At 62.9% G+C, this 20,772-nt stretch carries 25 protein-coding genes, 1 pseudogene and 1 riboswitch; of the genes and pseudogenes, 17 read left to right on the forward strand and 9 right to left on the reverse strand.

Features of this window, described 5'->3' with window-relative positions:
- Position 1 precedes the first annotated feature (1 nt).
- The 10 genes and pseudogenes from OO12_RS06355 to OO12_RS27910 all read left to right on the forward strand — a co-directional run bounded on the left by OO12_RS06355 (position 2) and on the right by OO12_RS27910 (position 9,126).
- Positions 2-730, forward strand: coding sequence for a sterol desaturase family protein (locus tag OO12_RS06355; RefSeq protein WP_034157799.1), 729 nt, complete (start codon positions 2-4; stop codon positions 728-730).
- Positions 717-1,193, forward strand: a complete 477-nt coding sequence (locus OO12_RS06360) for a DUF2141 domain-containing protein (protein WP_327196002.1) — start codon at positions 717-719, stop codon at positions 1,191-1,193. Before OO12_RS06355 ends, OO12_RS06360 begins: the two co-directional genes overlap by 14 nt.
- Before the next feature lie 69 nt (positions 1,194-1,262).
- Positions 1,263-2,141: a MipA/OmpV family protein gene (locus OO12_RS06365; RefSeq protein WP_034157800.1), complete on the forward strand. Its 879-nt coding sequence runs from the start codon at positions 1,263-1,265 to the stop codon at positions 2,139-2,141.
- A 267-nt stretch (positions 2,142-2,408) separates the two neighbouring features.
- Entirely contained in the window at positions 2,409-3,380 is a 972-nt protein-coding gene (locus OO12_RS06370; protein ID WP_034157801.1) for a ferritin-like domain-containing protein, read from the forward strand.
- A 53-nt stretch (positions 3,381-3,433) separates the two neighbouring features.
- Positions 3,434-4,492: a ferritin-like domain-containing protein gene (locus OO12_RS06375; protein WP_034157802.1), complete on the forward strand. Its 1,059-nt coding sequence runs from the start codon at positions 3,434-3,436 to the stop codon at positions 4,490-4,492.
- 134 nt (positions 4,493-4,626) lie between these two features.
- Positions 4,627-4,734: riboswitch (TPP riboswitch) on the forward strand.
- Positions 4,735-4,775: 41 nt separating this feature from the next.
- Positions 4,776-6,641 carry a phosphomethylpyrimidine synthase ThiC gene (gene thiC, locus OO12_RS06380; RefSeq protein WP_034157803.1) on the forward strand — a complete coding sequence of 622 codons (1,866 nt, stop codon included), beginning with the start codon at positions 4,776-4,778 and terminating at the stop codon, positions 6,639-6,641.
- Positions 6,638-7,534 carry a hypothetical protein gene (locus OO12_RS06385; protein WP_034157804.1) on the forward strand — a complete coding sequence of 299 codons (897 nt, stop codon included), beginning with the start codon at positions 6,638-6,640 and terminating at the stop codon, positions 7,532-7,534. Before thiC ends, OO12_RS06385 begins: the two co-directional genes overlap by 4 nt.
- A gap of 92 nt (positions 7,535-7,626) precedes the next feature.
- Positions 7,627-8,010 (forward strand): annotated as a pseudogene (locus OO12_RS06390) (phosphomethylpyrimidine synthase ThiC); the annotation flags it as partial.
- A 34-nt stretch (positions 8,011-8,044) separates the two neighbouring features.
- Positions 8,045-8,515, forward strand: a complete 471-nt coding sequence (locus tag OO12_RS27905) for a hypothetical protein (RefSeq protein WP_152616288.1) — start codon at positions 8,045-8,047, stop codon at positions 8,513-8,515.
- Positions 8,516-8,526: 11 nt separating this feature from the next.
- Positions 8,527-9,126, forward strand: a complete 600-nt coding sequence (locus OO12_RS27910; RefSeq protein ID WP_152616289.1) for a dCTP deaminase domain-containing protein — start codon at positions 8,527-8,529, stop codon at positions 9,124-9,126.
- A 67-nt stretch (positions 9,127-9,193) separates the two neighbouring features.
- Here the strand turns inward: OO12_RS27910 and OO12_RS29055 are convergent, their stop codons facing one another.
- Entirely contained in the window at positions 9,194-9,778 is a 585-nt protein-coding gene (locus OO12_RS29055) for a hypothetical protein (RefSeq protein ID WP_034157806.1), read from the reverse strand.
- On the opposite strand from OO12_RS29055, the gene OO12_RS27395 reads away from it, so the two are divergent.
- Positions 9,666-10,395 (forward strand): IS5 family transposase gene (locus tag OO12_RS27395; RefSeq protein ID WP_235364695.1). Its coding sequence is split into 2 segments (ribosomal slippage): positions 9,666-9,946 and positions 9,945-10,395, totalling 732 coding nucleotides; the frame shifts between segments, so codons are not numbered across the junction. The two genes, OO12_RS29055 and OO12_RS27395, sit on opposite strands and share 113 nt — an antisense overlap.
- 37 nt (positions 10,396-10,432) lie before the next feature.
- On the opposite strand, the gene OO12_RS06405 is transcribed toward OO12_RS27395, so the two are convergent.
- Positions 10,433-10,723: a type II toxin-antitoxin system RelE/ParE family toxin gene (locus OO12_RS06405; RefSeq protein WP_034157808.1), complete on the reverse strand. Its 291-nt coding sequence runs from the start codon at positions 10,721-10,723 to the stop codon at positions 10,433-10,435.
- Between the two features lie 190 nt (positions 10,724-10,913).
- On the opposite strand from OO12_RS06405, the gene OO12_RS06410 reads away from it, so the two are divergent.
- Positions 10,914-11,423, forward strand: a complete 510-nt coding sequence (locus OO12_RS06410; RefSeq protein WP_034157809.1) for a 2'-5' RNA ligase family protein — start codon at positions 10,914-10,916, stop codon at positions 11,421-11,423.
- A gap of 84 nt (positions 11,424-11,507) precedes the next feature.
- Here OO12_RS06410 and OO12_RS06415 read toward each other — a convergent pair whose 3' ends face one another.
- A complete protein-coding gene (locus OO12_RS06415) occupies positions 11,508-12,176 on the reverse strand; it encodes a DUF6891 domain-containing protein (protein WP_034157990.1) in 669 nt (222 codons plus the stop codon).
- A gap of 679 nt (positions 12,177-12,855) precedes the next feature.
- On the opposite strand from OO12_RS06415, the gene OO12_RS06420 reads away from it, so the two are divergent.
- Entirely contained in the window at positions 12,856-13,500 is a 645-nt protein-coding gene (locus tag OO12_RS06420) for a hypothetical protein (protein ID WP_152616292.1), read from the forward strand.
- A gap of 33 nt (positions 13,501-13,533) precedes the next feature.
- Here OO12_RS06420 and OO12_RS06425 read toward each other — a convergent pair whose 3' ends face one another.
- Complete coding sequence (locus OO12_RS06425; RefSeq protein ID WP_052215591.1) at positions 13,534-14,214, reverse strand: hypothetical protein; 681 nt, start codon at positions 14,212-14,214, stop codon at positions 13,534-13,536.
- Positions 14,215-14,262: 48 nt separating this feature from the next.
- On the reverse strand, positions 14,263-14,772 hold the full coding sequence (locus OO12_RS06430) for a GNAT family N-acetyltransferase (protein ID WP_082006373.1): 510 nt from the start codon (positions 14,770-14,772) through the stop codon (positions 14,263-14,265).
- A 203-nt stretch (positions 14,773-14,975) separates the two neighbouring features.
- On the opposite strand from OO12_RS06430, the gene OO12_RS06435 reads away from it, so the two are divergent.
- Positions 14,976-15,380: a VOC family protein gene (locus OO12_RS06435; protein WP_034157810.1), complete on the forward strand. Its 405-nt coding sequence runs from the start codon at positions 14,976-14,978 to the stop codon at positions 15,378-15,380.
- A gap of 55 nt (positions 15,381-15,435) precedes the next feature.
- Here the strand turns inward: OO12_RS06435 and OO12_RS26750 are convergent, their stop codons facing one another.
- Positions 15,436-16,617, reverse strand: a complete 1,182-nt coding sequence (locus tag OO12_RS26750) for a GGDEF domain-containing protein (RefSeq protein ID WP_052215592.1) — start codon at positions 16,615-16,617, stop codon at positions 15,436-15,438.
- 197 nt (positions 16,618-16,814) lie between these two features.
- Between OO12_RS26750 and OO12_RS06445 the strand changes: the two genes are divergently transcribed.
- Positions 16,815-17,963 carry an alpha/beta hydrolase gene (locus OO12_RS06445; protein ID WP_034157811.1) on the forward strand — a complete coding sequence of 383 codons (1,149 nt, stop codon included), beginning with the start codon at positions 16,815-16,817 and terminating at the stop codon, positions 17,961-17,963.
- Positions 17,964-18,024: 61 nt separating this feature from the next.
- Positions 18,025-18,183 carry an NAD-dependent epimerase/dehydratase family protein gene (locus OO12_RS28880; protein ID WP_200887392.1) on the forward strand — a complete coding sequence of 53 codons (159 nt, stop codon included), beginning with the start codon at positions 18,025-18,027 and terminating at the stop codon, positions 18,181-18,183.
- A gap of 58 nt (positions 18,184-18,241) precedes the next feature.
- Here the strand turns inward: OO12_RS28880 and OO12_RS06450 are convergent, their stop codons facing one another.
- Positions 18,242-18,667, reverse strand: a complete 426-nt coding sequence (locus tag OO12_RS06450) for a VOC family protein (protein WP_034157812.1) — start codon at positions 18,665-18,667, stop codon at positions 18,242-18,244.
- A gap of 134 nt (positions 18,668-18,801) precedes the next feature.
- Here OO12_RS06450 and OO12_RS06455 point away from each other — a divergent pair, with 134 nt between their 5' ends.
- Entirely contained in the window at positions 18,802-19,281 is a 480-nt protein-coding gene (locus tag OO12_RS06455; protein ID WP_034157813.1) for a hypothetical protein, read from the forward strand.
- A gap of 2 nt (positions 19,282-19,283) precedes the next feature.
- Here OO12_RS06455 and ung read toward each other — a convergent pair whose 3' ends face one another.
- Together ung and OO12_RS06465 are read right to left on the reverse strand one after the other, a co-directional pair.
- The gene (ung, locus tag OO12_RS06460; protein ID WP_034157814.1) at positions 19,284-19,985 is read right to left on the reverse strand and encodes a uracil-DNA glycosylase; all 702 of its coding nucleotides are present in this window, start codon (positions 19,983-19,985) and stop codon (positions 19,284-19,286) included.
- A 48-nt stretch (positions 19,986-20,033) separates the two neighbouring features.
- The gene (locus OO12_RS06465) at positions 20,034-20,717 is read right to left on the reverse strand and encodes an endonuclease III domain-containing protein (RefSeq protein WP_034157815.1); all 684 of its coding nucleotides are present in this window, start codon (positions 20,715-20,717) and stop codon (positions 20,034-20,036) included.
- Positions 20,718-20,772: the final 55 nt, after the last annotated feature.

Raw genomic sequence — 20,772 nt, forward strand, 5'->3', positions numbered from 1 at the left:
GATGACCGCCGCTTCCGCAATTCTGTTCTCCGCGATCGCCATGACGCTGATCGTCGGCGTGCGCTATCTGATCGTCAGCGGCGCCTTCGCGCTTGCCACGCGCTGGCGTTTCCCCGGCCTTTATGCCGGTCTCGATCCGCAGATCCGGCGGGAGATTCGCTGGAGCCTCGCATCCGCGGCAATCTATGGCATTCCGGCGGGGGTGGTTGCCTGGGGCTGGCAGAATCGCGGCTGGACGCAAGTCTATGGCGATCTCAACGCCTGGCCGCTCTGGTATCTGCCGTTGTCGGTGCTGCTCTATCTCTTCGCGCACGACACCTGGTTCTACTGGACGCACCGTTGGATGCACCGCCCGCGTCCCTTCCGCATCGCGCATGCCGTCCACCATGCCAGCCGCCCGCCCACTGCCTGGGCGGCGATGGCGTTTCACCCGTATGAGGCACTGACCGGCGCTGTGGTAATTCCGTTACTGGTCTTCGCGATTCCGATCCATGTCGGCGCACTTGGGCTGGTGTTGACGATCATGACCGTTATGGGGGTGACCAATCATATGGGCTGGGAGGTTTTCCCGCGCTTCATGTGGAGGGGGCATCTGGGGGCCTGGCTGATCACCGCAAGCCATCATCAGCGGCATCATGAACAATATAGGTGCAATTATGGTCTCTATTTTCGGTTCTGGGACCGGGTTTGCGGCACCGATCGGGGGGTTGGAAGCTTTGAGGGAAAATAATGCTGCTCAAGCGAGCATCGGTCGGGGGCAGCGTTTCGCGCGCCGGCTTGGCGCCGCGCTGACTGTCGTCGCGTTGTTGCCGGGGGCGATGCCGGTCGCCGATCTGCACGTCGATATCCAGAAACTGCGCTCGGCCAAGGGCATGATCCGCGTCTGCCTGACCGCCGATCCGAAGAATTTCCCCGGCTGTGTCGACGATTCCCGCGCGGTGACCCGCTCGGTCCGCGCCGATGCGCCGAACATCGTCTTCCAGGCCTTGCCGCAGGGCGATTATGCGGTCGCGGTGATTCACGATGAGAATGGCAACAAGAAGCTCGACACTTTTGCCGGCATTCCGCGCGAAGGTTTCGGCTTCTCGCGCAATCCGGCGATCGGCTTCGGCCCACCGAAATTCGCCGCCGCGCGCTTCTCCTTGACGAGCGATGCCACGGAGCAGCCGATCAGAATGAAGTATCTCCTCTGACCTGACCAGCGGAGCCAACGCCGCGAGAAAGCGTTCGGGTAAGGTGACTCGCCTTATCCGGAGCCGCCAGTGTCGCTTGAAATTCGCGTTATCCTGTCCGCTGTCCTGTTTTCGTTCCCGCTAGCGGCGCCGGCCTTTGCCCAGGACATGAATCCTCCCGTCGAACCGGCGCCACCGCCGCCACCTGAGATTGGCGGCGACAGTTTCTCGATCGCCATCGGTGGCGCCAGTGTGCCGAGCTATGAAGGGTCGAACAGCAACCGCGTCGTGCCGGTCGGCATGATCCGCGGTTCGCTCTCCGGCATCAATTTCAGTACGCGCGGCACGCGATTGCTGGTCGATGTCGTGCCCGACAAGCCGGGTCCGGGCTTCGACTTTCAGCTCGGCCCGGTGGTCGGCGTCAATCTGGACCGCACCAATCTCAAGAATATCAGGGACGCGCGCGTGGCGGCGCTGGGCGACCGGAAGACCGCGATCGAGCTTGGCGGTTATATCGGTATCGGCAAGACCGGGGTGATCACCAGCGACTACGACAAGCTCACGGCGAGCGTCTCTTACGTCCATGACGTCAACAACGCGCACAAAAGCTATCTCGTCACGCCGCAGATCGACTATGGCACGCCGCTCAGCCACAAGGCCTATATCGGCGTCTCGGCCAATGCGGTCTATGCCGGCGGCGGCTATGCCCGGACCTATTTCAGCGTCGATGCACCGGGCTCGCTCGCCAGCACCCTGCCGGTGTACAGTGCGGGCAAGGGCTGGAAGAGCTATTCGCTCACTGGCCTCGCCACTTACTCGCTGACCGGCGACCTGACCCATGGCCTCGCGATCATTGCCGGCCTGTCCTATTCGCGATTGCTGGGTGACTTTGCCGAAAGCCCGGTGACGCGCATTGCGGGTGACCGTAACCAGCTGCTCTTCGGGGCGGGCATGGGCTATACGTTCTGAGCGCCTTGTTTGGGCCTGCGCCGCCATGTGCCTGCCCGGGCCGACACTGATCGACGGCATCTTATCGGGAAATTCTTTCGGCGATCATACGGGTCCGGCGCACAATCTCCGTCTATCTGGTTGCGCTGATTGAACAGATCAGCCAGTGTCGCGCCATGCTTGGGGGCGGCACCACATCATCGTAACGGATGTTATCGCAGCTATTGCCCAACCAGCCGCCAGCCATCACAGCGCGCCAGTATAGAATCAAAGGGAAGGCCCGTGCCCATGACCGACACGAATCAGCAATTGATCGAAACTCTCGACGACGGGGTCGAACCGCGCAACGAGCGCCGTGAATTCTTCAAGGCTGCAATCGGCGCGGCGGCGGTTGCCGGCGCGGGCGCGACGGCGGTTTCGCTCGGCGGTCTCGCGTCGGCGGCGACTCCATTGATCGACACGGATTACTTCAACTTCCTGCTCAACCTCGATTATCTCGAGGCGCAATTCTACAGCTATGCGACCTCCGGCGCCGGCCTGGCCAATACCGACCTGACGGGCGCGGGCACGCAGGGCGCAGTGACCGGCGGGGCGCAGGTCAGCTTCACTGACGCGGCGGTCGGGCGCATTGCCCGCGAAATCGCCGCGGACGACCTTGCCCATGTCCGCTACCTGCGCAGCGCCACGCTGACCGGCGCCGTGACCGTGGCGCAGCCGGCGATCGATCTCGGTGTCACCCCGACCAGCGCCTTCAGCAAGCTTGCGCAGGCGGCCAATGTCGTCGGCGCGGGCCAGGGCTTCGATGTTTATGCCAACGACAACAACTTCCTGCTGGGCGCTTTCATGTTCGCTGACGTCATCGTCACCGCCTATAAGGGTGTCGCGGCCAAATTGACCGACCGGCTCAATCGCGACAAGCTCGCCGGGCTCCTCGCGGCCAAGGCCTATCACGCCGCGACCATCCGCACATTGCTCTATGCCAAGGGGGCGACGACCGCGTCGCTGCGCACCTCGGCCGATGCGATCTCGAACGCACGCGACGCGCTGGATGGCACCGACGACATTGATCAGGGCATCTCCCCCACCGGCACCGGCGCCACTTTGGCGTCCAATATCACGCTGCTCGATGGCAACGGCCTTGCTTACAACCGGTCGCCGGGCCGAGTGCTCAACATCTTCTATCTCTCATCGGCGACGACGACGACGGGCGGCTTCTTCCCCGCCGGTCTCAACGGTGACATCCGCAGCACGGCAAGCTGATCGGCGCGCCACGCCTGATCCCATCGTCAAAAGAATCCAGGGAAGTTGACCCGATGACCGACACCGAAAAGCTGATCGAAACCCCCGCCGCCGACGATGTGCGTCGTGCCGAGCGCCGTACCTTCCTGCGTCACGCCAGCGGCATCGCCATGGCGGCGGGCGCCAGTTCGCTGCTCGCCGCCTGTGGTGGCGGCAGCGACAATCCCTCACCGACCCCCACGCCGTCACCCACGGCAAGCGGCAGCCCGACCCCGACCCCGACGGGCTCGCCGACGGTGAGCCTGACCGATGCGGACGTGCTCAACTTCGCGCTCAATCTCAAATATCTCAAGGCGCAATTCTACGCCATTGCCGCGAACGGCGCTGCCCTGGCTGCCACGGATACCGACGGCATCGGCACCGCCGGTGCGGTGACCGGCGGGCGCGCGGTGACCTTCACCGATCCGCTGCTCCAGCAATATGCCAAGGAAATCGCGGCGGACCAGCTCGCGAATCTCAGGATATTGCGGACGTTCCTCAACACGATCAGGGTCGCGCAGCCCGCACTCAACATCGATAGCGCCGTCACCACCACCACCACGGGCACCACCGTCGGCGCGTTTACCAAGCTGGCGCGCGATGCCGGCGTGGTTGGCGGCGCGGCGACGTTCGATCCTTATGCCAGCGATGAGAATTTTCTCACCGCTGCCTTCCTGTTCGAAGATGTCGGCGTCACGGCGCTCAGGGGCGTGTTTTCCCAGGTGACCAGCGCGACCTTTGTCGAACTGGCAGCGGGGATAATCGCGGCCGAAGGTTATTCTTCGGGCCTGATCCGCACCGCCATCTATCAAAAGGGCGGGACCGTGCTCGCCAATGCGGACAAGATCTCCGCCCAGCGCGATGCCTATGACGGCACCACTGCGACTCTGGACCAGGGCATCACCGGCACCGCATCGGTTGCGAACATCGTCCCCGCCGATGCGAACGGCCTCACCTTCCTCCGTTCGACTGGCCAGGTGCTGAACATCTTCTATTTGAACAGCGCGTCGGTCGTTGGTGGCGGGTTCTTCCCGTCCGGTTGCACCGGCACGGTCAAGACCAGCAGTGCGAACGGCGTCCAGGGACCCTTCTGACGTCACATACCGAGCGTTTCTCCCGGCCGCGCGATCCTCGGGTCGCGCGGCCTTTTTCTTGTCCGCGCCTTGTCCGGCTTTCCCGGCAATGAATCCGCCAGCCGCTTCCCTTGTCCCGCCAATCTGCTAGACCGGCGCCATCCCCGGGGGGCTACGCTTGAGTAGCTGAGATATGGCTGATGCCATGACCCGCCGAACCTGATCCGGCTCACACCGGCGGAGGGAGGGAGCGGTCCACATCCGGAAACCGCCCTCGCTCCGAGTCATTTTGGAGCGAATATTCATGGCCGACATCCCCGCGCGTACCGAAATAGGCGTCACCACCGGCCCCATTCGCGGCAGCCGCAAGATCCATGTCGAGGCCCCGACCAACCCGGGCGTGCGCGTCGCGATGCGCGAAATCATGCTCGACCCCAGCTGCGACGAACCGCCGCTGCGTGTCTACGACACCAGCGGGCCCTACACCGATCCCAAGGCGCTGATCGATATCAATGCCGGCCTCGGTCAGCTCCGCCGCGACTGGATTGTCGCGCGCGGCGACGTTGAAGAATATGACGCGCGCGAAATCCGGCCCGAGGATAACGGCCTGTCCGGCCCCGACCGCTCCGCCGGCGTGCCGCAATTTCCGGGGGTCGTGAAGCGCCCGTTGCGGGCGAAGGCCGGCGCGAATGTCAGCCAGATGCATTACGCCCGGCGCGGCATCGTCACGCCCGAAATGGAATATGTCGCGATCCGCGAGAATATGGGCCGCGCGCAGCTGAAGGAAGCGCTGGTCCGCGACGGCCAGGATTTCGGCGCGTCGATCCCCGATTTCGTCACCCCCGAATTCGTCCGTGACGAGGTTGCGCGCGGCCGCGCGATCATTCCCAACAACGTCAACCACCCCGAATCCGAACCGATGGCGATCGGGCGCAACTTCCTGGTCAAGATCAACGCCAATATCGGCAATTCCGCCGTTGCCTCGAACGTGGCGAGCGAAGTCGACAAGATGGTCTGGTCGATCCGCTGGGGTGCCGACACGGTGATGGACCTGTCGACCGGGCGCAATATCCATGACACGCGCGAATGGATCATCCGCAACTCGCCGGTGCCGATCGGCACCGTGCCGATCTACCAGGCGCTGGAAAAGGTCGGCGGCGTGGCTGAGGACCTGACCTGGGAAATCTTCCGCGACACGCTGATCGAGCAAGCCGAACAGGGCGTGGATTATTTCACCATCCATGCCGGCGTGCGCCTCGCTTACATCCCGATGACCGCCAAGCGCGTCACCGGCATCGTCAGCCGCGGCGGATCGATCATGGCGAAATGGTGCCTCAGCCATCACAAGGAAAGCTTCCTCTACGAACGCTTCGACGAGATCACCGAGATCATGAAGGCGTATGACATCGCCTATTCGCTCGGCGACGGCCTGCGCCCCGGCAGCATCGCCGACGCCAATGACGAAGCGCAGTTCAGCGAACTCTACACGCTCGGCGAACTCACTCACCGCGCCTGGAAGAGCGACGTGCAGGTGATGATCGAAGGCCCCGGCCATGTGCCGATGCACAAGATCAAGGAGAATATGGACAAGCAGCTCGAGGTGTGCGGCGAAGCGCCCTTCTACACGCTCGGGCCGCTCACCACCGACATCGCGCCCGGCTACGACCATATCACCAGCGGCATCGGCGCCGCGATGATCGGCTGGTACGGCACCGCGATGCTTTGCTACGTCACGCCGAAGGAGCATCTCGGCCTGCCGGATCGCGATGACGTGAAGGTCGGCGTGGTTACCTACAAGCTTGCCGCGCACGCCGCCGATCTCGCCAAGGGTCATCCGGCGTCGAAGATGCGCGACGACGCCCTGTCACGCGCCCGCTTCGAATTCCGCTGGCGCGACCAGTTCAACCTGTCGCTCGATCCCGACACGGCGGAACAATATCACGACCAGACCTTGCCGGCGGAGGGCGCCAAGACCGCGCATTTCTGCTCGATGTGCGGGCCGAAATTCTGCTCGATGAAGATCACGCAGGAAGTGCGCGATTTCGCGGCGAAGCAGAACCAGCCGGCCGATGCATTCATCGCGGCGGGCGATGCCGAGAAGGGCATGGCGGAGATGAGCGAGGTGTTCAAGGAGATGGGCGGGGAGATTTACCTGCCCGCGGCCGAGTGACTCGCGCATGGCTGCGCGGCGGCCTGTCAGCCGCCGCGCTGCTCGCCTCCGGCACGGCCGTGGCACAGGAGGTGCCGCAAAAGGACGACAAGGAGATCGTCGTCACCGGGGTCCGCGACCCGGAGCGCGAAATCAAGGATTTCGTTCAAGCGTTCACGCCGGGATCGACGCTGGGCCAACTCAGCCGCTTCGAATGGGCGGTGTGTCCCATGGCGACCGGAGTCGGTCCCGCCCAGAAACTCGCGGTCGCCGATCGTCTCCGCAACGTCGCCAAGGCAGCCGGGGTCAGGATCGCGGGTGACGGATGCGCGCCCAATGTGCTGGTCATCGTCACCCCGGACAAGCGTGGATTGCTGGAGGCGCTGTTCCTCAAGCATCCCGAATATTTTGTGGACCTGAGCAAGGCCGAACGCCGCGCCCTGGTGGAATCAGCAGAGCCCGCCGTCGCCTGGCATCTGAAGGGCCCGCCGCGCTCGGCGGACGGCAAGGACCTCCAATATGATTCGGGGCCAGGCTATTACGTCAATCGCACGACCCGGCCCCCGTCTCGCCTCAGCTTCGCCTCCCGTCCGCAATTCGCAGCGGCGATTGTGGTGGTGGAGAACCGCGCGCTCGATGGCCTGACGACCATCCAGCTCGCCGACTATGCCGCGATGCGCACCTTGATCCGTGTCGACTCCACCAAGCTCGCGGGCAGCACCGCGCCGACGATACTCAAGGTATTGGAAGCCCCGATGGGCAGCGAAATCCCGCTCGGTCTGACCAAATGGGATCTGGGCGTGCTGCGTGGCTTCTACGCCAGCAACCCGAATGTGACCGCAGCCTCGCAACGCTCCGAGATGCGAAAGCGGCTGAAGAAGGAACTCGATCCAGCCGCGGAAGAGAAGAAATAGGGCCTTTCGGCGTCAGGGAGCGGAAGGCGCCGGAACGGACGATTCCACGGGCCGCAAGTTTCGTGGTTTCGGTGACAGCTTACTTAACCCCCGTGGTCACCTACACGCTCGCCGCCCACGCCGCCGATCTGGCCAAGGGGCACCCGGCGTCGAAGATGCGCGACGACGCCCTGTTACGCGCCCGTTTCGAATTCCGCTGGTGCGACCAGTTCAACCTCCGCCTTGATCCCGATACGGCGGAGCAACATCACGACCAGACCCTCCCGGCCGAAGGAGCCAAAACGGCTCATTTTTGCTCTATGTGCGGGCCGAAATTCTGCTCAATGAAGATTACGCAGGAAGTAAGGGACTTCGCCGCGAAACAAAACCAGTCGGCAGATGCGTTCATCGCCGCCGGGGATGCGGAGAAGGGTATGGCGGAGATGAGTGAGGCATTCAAAGAGAAGGGCGCAGAAATCTACCTTCCGGCAGAATAAGGCGTTCATTATCTTTGAGGCAGTTGAGGCGTCTATGACAATTGGGGCTTATGTTTTAAATATACCGTCTGTAGATGCGCAATGGCAGCTTATTGGTCAGTTATTAGCCAGTCTAACAACGATAGGCGCGGTGCTGCTGACAATAAAAATGGCAGCTAACGCAGATTTAATACGGATAGCACGTGTCATCAGGCCAATTACAAAAATTGACATACAACAGGCTCATGATCGTTTAAACGAAGCATTGCTCGTAAAAACAGACCCCATCAAAGTATATGGCCTTGTTGTAGGACAGGACGGCGCAGTATTATTCCGACAGCATGGAGTCTCATTGGGGGCGCTTCCTAAAGAACAGGCCCAGCCGATACTTGAATTTTACGAGCGCTTCATATCGACGACGTCGGAAATATTTCGAGATGGTGGAACGGTCTATAGCAGAATATCGCTAAATGACGGGAATGAATTACTTAGATTGTCAGATATAGCTTTGCGGTCGTTGAAATAATAGGGGGTAATATGTTCGGTAATGTGATGAATAATAAGCAGATTTCCGAAGCTATCGGATCGAATTGTATTAAAATTAGCCCATTTGATAACGGAAAGCTGAAAACAATACACTACCCTCTCACCCCAGGGAAAATTTTATCAAAATCTTTGGAAACGCCGGAAGGTAATTTTCGCCTCTTGCCAAAGAGAGATTGTTCGATTGACAATGAAGACCCATACTTCTTAGATAGTGGAGAGTTCGTTGTCGTTGAGATCGCAGAACACATCAGTCTGAAAGAATCTATTGTTGGACATATTGTTCCTGCATCCATTATAGCTCGAAAAGGGTTATGCCTTTCGGCAGGTAGGATCGAAGCGCCCTTCGGTGATTACGCAAAGAAAAAGCAGATATTACAGTTTGGGCTGAAAAATCTGACGAACAATCCAGTTCGATTAAACGACGATGAAATTATAGCTTACATATATTTTATTGACCTTAGGGGTCTAGATAAAGCAGCGGTACTTTTAACGGATGACGAAGCACGTAAGTTCGCGTCCTGGACAAGGAGGCAATATTTGGCGGACAGCGATGGTGTGTCGCACGGCACTGGTGATGGGATACCCGGGTAGTCAGATTTCGGGGATACGTCACTTAATGCTGGAAAGAAGGTACTAGGTCGTGAACCCATAATTCGGATTAGGCCATGGGTTGCTGTTGGGCGAATTTTGCCCAGCGCTTCTCCAGCTTCTGAACCATCGTCGTTTCGGGCGTCCGGGTGTCGTCAATCGATTTGAGCCATTTGTCGAAGGACGCTTTGACAAAGGCTTGGCCGACATGGTTCAGCTCAGACCATTTGATCACGAGATCGGGTGTGCGAGCTATAGCGCTCCTGCCGGGTGCCAACCCCTTGGCGACGAGCAGTTCTGCAAAGACATACTGGCTTGTGGAGACATGGCGGTGCCATTCGCCATCGTCGGGAATTTGTTTCCCGTCCGCGTCATAGGAACTCACAGGAACACTCAGCATGCCCGGGACGTCAATCACCTTAAAATCAGTCATGGGCACCTCGTTGCCGCAGGCACTTCGAACATAGAAGCTTTTACTCGATGGCGGAATCTGATTCAGCTTCCACATGAGCCGATATGATCTGACCGACTTCGAGTGGCGCGTGATCGAGCCGCTGCTGCCCAACAAGCCACGAGGCGTGCCGCGCGTTGACGACCGCCGCGTGCTGAACGGCATCTTCTGGGTGCTGCGTTCCGGCGCACCATGGTGCGACATGCCGGATCGCTACGGCCCGCGCACCACCTGCTACAACCGCTTCGTGCGATGGCGAAAGGCAGGCGTATGGGGCCGGTTGATGGACGCCATCAGCGCAGCGCACGACGGCGAGATACAGATGATCGACAGCACCTCCGTTCGCGCCCACCAGCAGGCCGCGACGGCAAAAGGGGGGTGCAGATCACTGTCTCGGTCGATCACGCGGCGGGCTCACGACCAAGATCCATGTCGTCGTCGACGCGCAGGGGCTCCCGATCCGGCTCGGCCTGACGGCCGGGCAGACACACGATGGGCAGATCGCCGACGCGCTGCTCGATCATCTCGGCCCGCGCACCATCGTCCTGGCCGACAAAGCATATGATGCCGACCGCATCCGCGAACTGATCCAGGACCAGGGCGCCACGCCCAACATCCCGCCGAAGAACAACCGCAAGTGGAAGCCGTGCTTCAGCAAGCGCCTCTACCGCGAGCGCAACCTGATCGAGCGGTTCTTCTCCAAGCTGAAACACTTCCGCCGCGTCGCCACCCGCTACGACAAGCTGGCCGCCAACTTCCTCGCCATGGTCCAACTCGCCTCAATGCGGCTGTGGCTGCGCGCTTATGAGTCTACGGCCTAATCCTTCTGCGGATAATGCAGCCTGATCCGATCCCTTTCTAAAGCCACCGCTCCACATCCATCGACTGATGCAAGACGGGCTGCACGACGACGCGATCCACGAACACATCATAGAATATCCGATGGCTGCCGCTCGGCAGGCCGCGGGTCGGTGGCCGCACGACCGAATGAGCCGATCCGGCGAGCGGATGTGTCCGGATCAGATCGAGTACGTCTTCGAACTCGAGTAGGTGTGCCTCGGCCATGTCTTCGCCGAACATGGCGACACCATGATCGAGGATCGTCGCGAGATCGGCCTGAGCCGCCTCGCTCAGTTCGAGCCGGATCACGCCTTCGCGCGCCGCTGCCGTCCTTCCACGACGATGTCGGCGAGGCTCCGTTCGGCTGACATGGACACGGTGCCAATCTGCTCAACACCCGAATTTCAGTGACAATTCGCCAAATCACCGAAACCCACCGGTCGGCAGCGCCCGGCAACCGCAGCTCCCCCACAACACCGTCATCTGCTACACTTCACCCATGCGCGCCCGTAACCCGCTCTACATCATGGCCAAGCCGCCGCCTGATGCGCAGGCGCAGATCACCGCGCTCGCCCGCAACGATCCCGGCCGCGGCGCGGGCCTGCTCCACGTCACCCTGGTATCGCTGTTCGACCTCCATTACGCCCCGCCCGACTGGCTCCCCGCGGTGATCGCCGCGCTCGACAGCGTCGACGCTCCGGCCTTCCCGCTTGCCTTCGACCGGATCGAGAACCGGAAAGCCGTCACGCTGCGCACCCGCGCGCCGCTGGCCGAGGCCCGCGCATTCCAGGCGGCGTTGGTCCGTCATCTCCTCGAACGCAAAGCCCCGATGATGCTCGGCACCACGCCCGAACCGCATGTGACGATCAACTATCACGGCGACCGGCTCGGCAGCCAGAAGATCGCGCCGATCGGTTGGACGGTGGAGGAAATCCTGCTGGTCGAGAGCATTGTCGGCCAGACCACACATGTCGAACATGGCCGCTGGCGACTTGGGGGTGCCGACTGATGCCCATCTGGCCCGCATCGCGATTGTCGTCCGCGGAACGACCCCCGCATCATTCATGTCGGATATGGCGACACGCTAGGTGCCTCACATCAACCCGCGCCGCCGCTTCCAGTCCAGATCGACCCTGATCCGCGTTTCCCAGCGACCGTCCCAATCGGTCGAAAGCCCATGCTCCTCCAGCCGGCTCACAATCTCCTGCCCGATCGCCAGCGCCGCTTCTTCGCCCTCCGTGCAGGCGCCGTAATTGAGATACAGCCCATCCCCCTCAGCCGCGGATTCGGTGTCCTGCATATGGTAAAAGGCATAGCCGCGCGCCGCGCTGCCGCCTTTCTCGACCGCCGCGATCTCGTCCCAGATTTCGGACGATCCGCAAGTCCCGCAACAGGAGAAATTCTGCCGCGAAATCACGCCCTCCGCCTCGAGCTCCTCGAACGCCGCGTCCAGCCGGTCGCAATCGGTATGGGCGGGCCAGTTCTTCTGATCCGCGGCATGGACGGCCAGCGCGCGTTTGAGATGCGCTTGCGCCTCCCTGCGCAAGTCCGCGCTCTCCAGCTCGCCGTCGAACGCGGCCACGCCGTTCTTCAATATCTCGTCTTCGTCGTAAAAGCCGCTGGCGACATCCCGGTCGATATGACCGCGCAGCCCTTCGAGTATTTCCTCGCGTGTGTCGGACGCACTAGGAGCGCTGGAGGGAGCACTGGGCTCGTCCATGGCGGCCCCGGACCCGAACAGACGACTGAGCAGCGATTTCACCTTGGTCCTCCCGATATGGCCCGCACAGCGTAGCAAAAGACCCGGCATATTGGCCATGCCGTCGCGTGATCCGTGTCCGGGATGCGCCCGCCGCTCACCCATTTCCGGCCCCGACGCATCATCATCGATTCAGATCGCGCTTCATTGTCGTCATACCTGCTCTCCGGTGCGCATTCTGCACGCCACTAAGCCCATTCGACCGACCATTTGAATCGAGCAGAGCATGATTTCCGCCATTTCCCGTTATTCCCGCAAGCACCCGGAAAAACTCCCGTGCGGATCCATCAAAACTCCCGCAGCTTTTCCCGCAGACTCCCGCAGAACCCTCAAAAAAGCATTTTCCCCCGAAACTCCCGCAGCATCTCCCGCAGCGACGGGAGTTTGACGTGGCGGCGCGGGCGCATCGGAACGCACCGATCCCATCGATTCAACACGGTCCGCCCCATCGCTACACCGGGTCCGGACAGCGCATTTGTCACCGCCCCGCTCTTTGACATGACGAGTATCGCAATAACCCGCCGCCTGTTCGTGCCGGCCACGTCGGCACCCGCAAGACCGGCGTGCCGGTTCCGCCATGCGCAGCCGGCGCTCGAAACACCGGATTGTCCGCGCCGGCTTCGTCTGCCATGCAGGCGAAGCCGCGGCGACAGACAGCAGCGCGGTGCAGAGGGGGCTCGGCATGTTCTTTATTTCCTGGGGATCCAAGGGTGCGGTGGCCGATGTCGGCCCGGCAGGCGACCGGCATTGCGACCGGTGCAATCACGACGGGCCTTTTACCAGGATGGTCGCCTATCGCGTGCGCCATGTTTATTGGCTGTTCCGCTGGGTGACCGACCGCACGCCGTATCTTCTGTGCGGCAATTGCGGTTCGGAATATCTCGCCGGCGATGACGACCATGATGTGAAGGAAGAACGTGCCGCCATCCCGTTCTGGGACCGGCGCGGCTGGACGATCGGCCTGGGCGCGATCGGCAGCGTCGTCGCGATGGGCACGATCGCCGCCGCGGCCGACAATGTGGCGGACAGCGGCTATGTCCTGGCGCCGCATGTCGGCGACATCTACGAAGTCGATCTGGCGAAGATGACGGACAAGCCCGAGGCCCGGGTGATGAGGAGCGCGATGCGCGTGACCGGCGTGAAGGGCGGCTCGGTCGAAATGGCGGTGGCCAACCTCTATTATAACGACTGGCGTGGCGTCGATCGCGACATCTCCAGCGGCAAGGCGGCGCAGGCTGATTATTACGCGCCCGAACATGCCATATTCCCGCTGGCGAATCTGAAACGCATGCGTGACGACGGCGTGGTCTACGATATCCGCCGCTGACCGGCGGATATCGGCCGGGCGTCGGCCTGTCGGCTATCGCGCCGGCTTCTCGCCCAACCCGGCCAGCCGCGTGCGATATTCCATCAGCAAGCCGGGATCGGCATCCGCTCCATGCTGCGCGATGAAAACGCTCAGCGCTTTTCGGTAATCCTCGCGAAATCCGACATTCCTCGGCGCTGCCGCCAGCTTCGCCGCCGCCGTCTCGACCGGCTCGCGATCCTCGGCGATCCGGCGCTTGCGGCCATAAGGCGACTGATCGACCATGATCGCGATGTTGCGCGGAAAGCCGGGGATATATTTCACCACGAACCGCTCGCCCTGGGGCGGGATCAGGATCTGGTTGCGCCACGGATAGATCGATGCCGACATGGTGTCGAAGCTGGTCTCGACATCATGCCCGTTCGCGGTCCGCACCACGGCCTCATAATACCAGATCGGGCTGTCGTTCAGCGTCGAGCTGGTTTCCTCGGCATGGACGATCACCGCGCTGCCCGTGACCCCGGCGGCATTGACGACCATCGCATTCACCGCCGATCCGAAGAACGGGCTGACCGCCGCCATCACCAGCCCGGGCACGCCGAGGAACAGCCACCCGCCCCAGCCGGTGATCCTGGCCAGCAGCGCGCCGATCGCCAGCGCGAACAGCGGATAGAGCGGCAAGGCCAGAAAGGGATGCTGGCTGAGGAAATAGAAGATCGCCGAAACTACACTCATCTGTGTCTCCACCGCAGGGAGGATCAATCGGATCGCCCGCCGTGCCGGCTATTCGGGATTCAGGCGGCGCTGCATGATCAGCAAGTCGACAAAGCCCAGGTCCGGATGCCGAAAACCTTCCTCGACCGTGCCGATGATCCGGAAGCCGAGCTCCTGCCACAGATGGACCGCCGCGACATTGCTTGCGACGACGGCGTTGAACTGCATCGATCGGAACCCGGCCTGGCGCGCCCAGTCGATCGCCCATGACCCCAATATCCTGCCCAGGCCCTTGCCGCGCTGCCCGCCGCCGACCATGAAACCGGCCGTGGCGACATGATCGCCATGGCCGGGCTGGTTGGCGCCGATCTTCACCATGCCGGCAATCGCGCCGTCGCTCAGCGCGACCGCCACGATGCCGCGCGGCGGGTTCAGCCACATCGCCCGGATGTCGTCGTCCGACTCGGGCATGGCATGGGTATAGGTATCACCGCGCCCCACGACCTCGAGATAGATGGCGCGCACCGCGTCCCAATCCGCATCGCGATAGGGCCGAATGACAATCTCCGTGTTGCTCATTCATCTCTCCTTCCGCACGCGTACGACCGCGATGCCGAACCCCGGCATCCGCGCCGGCCTTCATTCCGCGGCCCTATATCCACCGGGCAAGGTTCGAAAGGCCTTGCGCGGGGAGATGCCGTCCGGTCGTTTCCGCGCGAACAGAACATTCTTGCCCAAACCGACCATCCCGGCTTGAAGGGTGGCGCGCTCAAGGAACCCACATGGCCCATATCGCCCATATCTCGCTGGTCGTTCGCGATTATGACGAAGCGCTCGCCTTCTATGTCGGAAAACTCGGCTTCACGCTGGTCGAGGACAGCTATCAGCCCGCACAGGACAAGCGCTGGGTCACCATCCGCCCGCCCGGCACGGCGGCGGGGGCCACCACCATCCTGCTCGCCCGTGCCGCCACGCCGGAACAGGAGGCGTTCATCGGCAACCAGGCCGGCGGCCGCGTCTTCCTGTTCCTCGCCACTGACGATTTCGCCCGCGACCATGCCGCGTTCAGTGCGGCCGGGGTGGAATGGGTTCGTCCGCCTGCCACTTATGATTACGGCACCGTCGCGGTGTTCAGGGATCTCTACGGCACGCTCTGGGATCTGGTGCAGTTCGCCGACGACCGCTGACCGGCGTGTCTCGCGACTGAGTCGGGGCCGGCATCATGGGCCATGACAGGCCCTGTCAGGCCGCCTGTCGCCGCACCGCTTCCTGCCCCAGGGCACGCCCCTTGCCGCTGCGCTTTGCCGCATAAAGCGCCTCGTCCGCCGCGCGCAGCAACGTGTCGAGATCGCGTCCGTCCGCCGGCGACGAGGCGAAGCCAAGGCTGCCCGAGACGGGCAGGGTCAGCTCCTCGATCCGCGCCGGCTGGCACAATCGTGCGATCACCCAGGTCAGCCGCGCATCGACTGACAGGCCGCCCGGTTCCTCGCGCAGCATCAGCACGAATTCGTCGCCGCCCAGCCGCCCGACCAGAGCGCACGGCCCGGCATGAGCGGTCAGCCGTTCGCCGACGATCCTGAGCAGCGCGTCGCCGACATGATGGCCATGCGTATCGTTGATGCCCTTGAACCCATCGAGATCGACCAGCGCCACGGTCACGCTCTCGCCGCGTGTCTCGGCGTGCGCCAGCGCGGTCTCGATCGCTTCGCAGGCCGCGCGCCGGTTGGCGAGGCCAGTCAGCGTATCGGCATTGGCCAGCGTCTCGACCCGGTGATGCAGCGCCAGCATCGCGATCATCTGGCGGTGATAATCGCGCAGGAAACCGATCTTGAGCAAGGCGACGCTGGTCATGCTCACCGCCAGCACCATCGCCATGAAATCGCCCGAGGCGAACATCACCGCGGCGGTCGGCACGATCCCGACCAGCAGCGCCGCGATCGACGCGAAGCGCAGTGGGGCGAGGCAATGCGCGATGCTGAACGTGCCGAGCGCGAGCGAAATCGGGATGAGCAGCGGAAAGTCGAGCCCGCCACTGGCATAGCTGACCGCGCTGAACAGACTGACCAGCGCGACCGATCCGGTCGCGGCGATGTTGGTGCCGCGCAGGAACCGGATCAGCGCGGCCGGATCGGTCCCCGCCGCGCGGCGGCGATGCCACATCACCATGCGGCACAGGCTGAACAGCGCCACCGCGGCGGTCCAGCCATAATAGCGCAGCGGGACATGTTGATGCCACAACACATAGTCCACCAGCACGATGTTGATCAGCGCGGCGAGGTGCAGCGTCGGGATTTGCCGGTGAATGCTGGTGAACTGGAACGCGACCAGGCTGTCGGTCACCTCGGGCGGCGGCGCCGGCGAGCAGCGGCTGGCCCATTGGCCGACCCATGCCGGCAGGCGGGGGGTAAACGGCGTCGATCGCATCCTTCCCCCTCCTGTCCCGGCCCAATGGACGCGACTATCGGGCGGCGTGGTAAACAAGCGGTAAAACCGATTGGCCCGTGCACTTGGCCCGCGCATTTGGCCCAGTGTATTTGGCCCGGTGCATTTGGCATGTCCGGGCATTGGCGCTAGGGGCCTCAGCGGGCCGGAAAGGGCAGTATATGCAGCGTGGGACAAGCATGGGTCGCCTCTGGCTGATCCTGGTGGCGGCATTGGCGCTGAGTGGCTGTTACGGCCATGCCTTTCCCGTCGCGCAGCACTTCATCTACGCCAATGGCGGGACCAAGGTCGCGGCCGAAGCGGAAGTGTTCGTCGATCCCAATGGCAGCTTCTATCCCGATGACTGGTGCACCTGGTTCGGATCGCGCACCCAGCCCTGCGCCACCTGGCACGGACCGCGCCGCTGGAAAGCGCAAAGCCTGCTTGCCGAAACCTATCGCGAAGCCAAGGGCGATGTGCAGGACGGCCCGGCCTTCCGCGCGCATATCGAAGCCGACGAGCAGCGGCAGCTGCGCGAGCTCCGCGATTTCGGCAGCGCCAAGAAGCGCATCTTCATCCTCATCCATGGTTACAACAACACCGTTGCACAGGCCGATCCGCCGTTCGACGCGATCAAGGCCAAGCTCGACCTGCGCCCCGATGACGGGGTGCTGCGCTTCTATTGGGACGGGCTGACCGCCAAAGGCATTTTCGGCGCCAAGATCTGGTTCAATGCGGTCGGCTATAGCCAGCTTGCCGGATCGCGTGGCTTGCGCCGCGTGCTCGACCAGTTCCAGGACAAGGAAATCTACCTGATCTCGCACAGCCGCGGCGCGTCGGTCATCCTCTCGGCACTGGGCAATCCGATCTATGCCAAGACCTTCCGCGACAAGACCTATCAGGCGATCGAGCCCTGGGGGAATGCGTACAAGGATTTGCTGTCGCCCAAACCGCCCGAGGCCGGTCGCCACAATCGTCTCCACATCCTGCTGATGGCCGCCGCGGTCGGGCGGATCGATTTCTGCGACGTGAGCGAACAGGACCGGGTCGACCAGGGCCAGGGTTGCCGCACGCTTCGCCCGCTCCCGGATGTGAAGAGCTTCCGCTACACCATCAACACCGGCGACCCGGTGCTGCGGAAATTCTTCGGCCTCGCTTCGCGGCTCAACCCGACCAATTTCGGCCTCGATCCGGAGATCGGGCGCGCGATCAATGACGAGGGTTATGGTCTGATGCGGCAATATTATACCGACCCGCCACGGCTGAAGCACAAGTTCGAGGGCTATGTCGCCGACCAGACCTTTGCCCGCATGCTGGCCGATGAAGGGATATTGCGGCCCGGCCAATAGCCGGAACCCGGTTCGGGAAAGGGGCGTTTCTAGTGGTCCGGTCAACCGCGGGAGCGTTTCGATGTATATCATTCTCGGCGGAACAGGCCATGTCGGCTCGGCGGCGGCCAAGGCGCTGCTGGCGCGAGGCGAAGCGGTCACGATCGTCACGCATGACAAGGACAAGGGCGCCGCGCTGAACAGGCCGCGTGGTGAACAGGATTGGCGAAGCGCGCGCTAATTGGGCAAGTCTCTTCCGTTCAGGGCAATTTCTTTCGCTTGGTCGTGCAAATATTGTCTCAAATCCAGCCCGGCGCGTGGACGACCTCCAGCTTCATGCCGTCCGGATCTTCGAAGAACACCGCATAATAGTCGCCGGAATATTGCGGATAATGCGCCGGCGGATCGAGCACCTTGATGCCGTTCGCGACGAGCAGGTCATGCAGCGCGTCGACATCGGCACGGCTATTGGCTCGCCACGCCAGATGATGCAGTCCGGGGGCATGGCGTTGATGGCGATTTCCGGTCAGCGCCGGATCGCACGGCTTGAGGCCCAGCGACGCGCCACGACCATCGGCCTGCAGATCCCATTCATATCCGTCCGAATCCTTTACCTGAACATAGCCGAGGAACTCCAGCACCGGACCATAGACAGCCTTGGCCGCCGCCAGGTCGCTGACATTCAGGTCGACATGATGAAATCCGCCGCGATTAACGTGTGTCATCCTGCTTTCCTCTCCTTGCCGCCGCTCATCGCCTGAATCTCCCGCCGCCAGCGCGACATTGCCTCAGCTCGATTCATAACATTTGCGAAACGACCTGACGGGCCTATGCTCCCGCTTCTCGGGGGAGACGGCAGATGATTCTGGGCCTTTCGATATCGGCGTTCACGCAACTTCATACGATCATCAGCCTGATCGGCATCGCGGCCGGGCTGGTCTTCCTCGTCGCGCTGCTGCGCGGGTGCTGGCTGGCGCGCTGGAACCTGGTGTTTCTTGTCATGACCATCCTGACGAGCGTGACCGGTTTCATGTTCCCGATCGCGGCGATCGCGCCGCCGCATATCGTCGGCGCGATCTCGTTGGTGGTGCTCGCGGTGGCGCTGGTCGCGCTCTGCGTCTTCAAGCGCGCCGGCATCTGGCGGGCGATCTATGCCGCAACGGCGGTGATCGCGCTCTACTTCAACGTCTTCGTGCTCATCGTGCAGATGTTCCAGAAGATCCCGTTCCTCAATGCTTTCGCTCCCAGCCAGACCGAGCCGCCCTTCGCCATCGCACAGGGCCTGGCGCTGATCGTCTTTGTCTGGGCCGGCTGGCGCGCGATACGCCGCCCGGTCTGAGCTCAGGCCGGTAGGGCGGGAAGAGCCCAGTCGATCGGGGTGCGGCCATGCGCCTCCAGGAATGCGTTCGCCTGGGAAAAATGCCGGCACCCGAAGAACCCGCCATAAGCCGATAGCGGCGAGGGATGGACCGCTTTCAGCACCAGATGCCGCCCACCGCGCTCGACGCTGTCGACGAACGCGGCCTTTTTCTGGGCATAGGAGCCCCATAGCATGAACACCGTCGGTGCTTCCTGCGCATTGACCAGCCGGATCACCGCATCGGTGAACTTCTCCCAGCCGCGCCCCTGATGTGAGGCGGCGGCGCCCATCCGCACCGTCAGCACCGAATTGAGCAGCAGCACGCCCTGCTGCGCCCAATGTTCGAGAAAGCCATGTCGCGCTGGCGGGATGTCGAGGTCGGCCGCCAACTCCTTGTAGATATTGACCAGCGAGGGCGGGGGCCGGACGCCCGGCTTGACCGAAAAGCACAGGCCATGCGCCTGGCCCTCGCCATGATAGGGATCCTGGCCGAGGATCACCACGCGCACCGCCTCTGGCGGGGTCAGGTCGAGCGCGCGAAACCATTCGTCGCCGCGCGGGAAGATGCGGGTGCCCGCCGCCTTCTCGGCGACCAGGAAACTCTTCAACGCCTGCATGTACGGGCTGTCGAACTCGGCGCGCAGCGGTTCGAGCCAGCCGGGATGCAGCTTGATGTCGGACATCGGCGTTCCTCCTTCGCACCATGCAGTGCCGGGGGAGCGCGCCTGCTGTCAATTGTGCGCCGATGGGCAATCGCGCCGCAAAGGGCACGCGCCGCAGATCGGGGCGTCGGGACGGCAGGCGATCTGGCCCAGCCGCTTGAGCAGCATGTGGAGGGTCAGAAAGTCATCGGCGTCCCAATCGGGCATCGCCGCCGTGACGGCTTCGCTGGCGGTGCGCGCGTCGCTCCGCGCGGTCACGAAACCGAGCCGGATGAGGACGCGAAGCACATGGCCATCGACGATCAGCACCGGCCGGCGCAGCGTGCTGGCGTTGAGCGTCGCCGCGGCGACCTTGCGCCCAACGCCGGGCAGCCGCTCAAGCCAGGCAAGCGCCGTGTCGAGCGGCGGTTCGCCGAGAAAGTCGAGGCAGAAGTCCGGCCGCTCGCGCCCGACCATCCGCAGCGCAGTGACCAGCCATTCGGCTTTTTCCCGGGCGAAAGTCACCTCGGCGATCGCCTGCGTCACCATCCGCGGATCCGCCCTGGCAATGCCGCGCGCCGAACCGAAGCGGGCACGAAGGCTATGATAGGCGGAGAGCGAGACGGGGTCGCGCGTCCGCCCGCTGATCAGCGATTTGACCAGCTGGCCGATCGGCTTGCGGCGCGGCAAAGGCTCGATCTCGGCCAGCATCGGCATCAGGCGGTCGCGCCACCGCCCGATATCCCGCGTCGTGAAGTCGAACAGCGACTGCATGTCCGGCGTATAGAACAAAATAGGAACAAAGGCAAGCGCCAACCGGCGCGCGTCG

It is taken from the genome of Sphingomonas sp. ERG5, assembly GCF_000803065.1.
In the GTDB taxonomy this organism is placed as follows: Bacteria; Pseudomonadota; Alphaproteobacteria; order Sphingomonadales; family Sphingomonadaceae; genus Sphingomonas.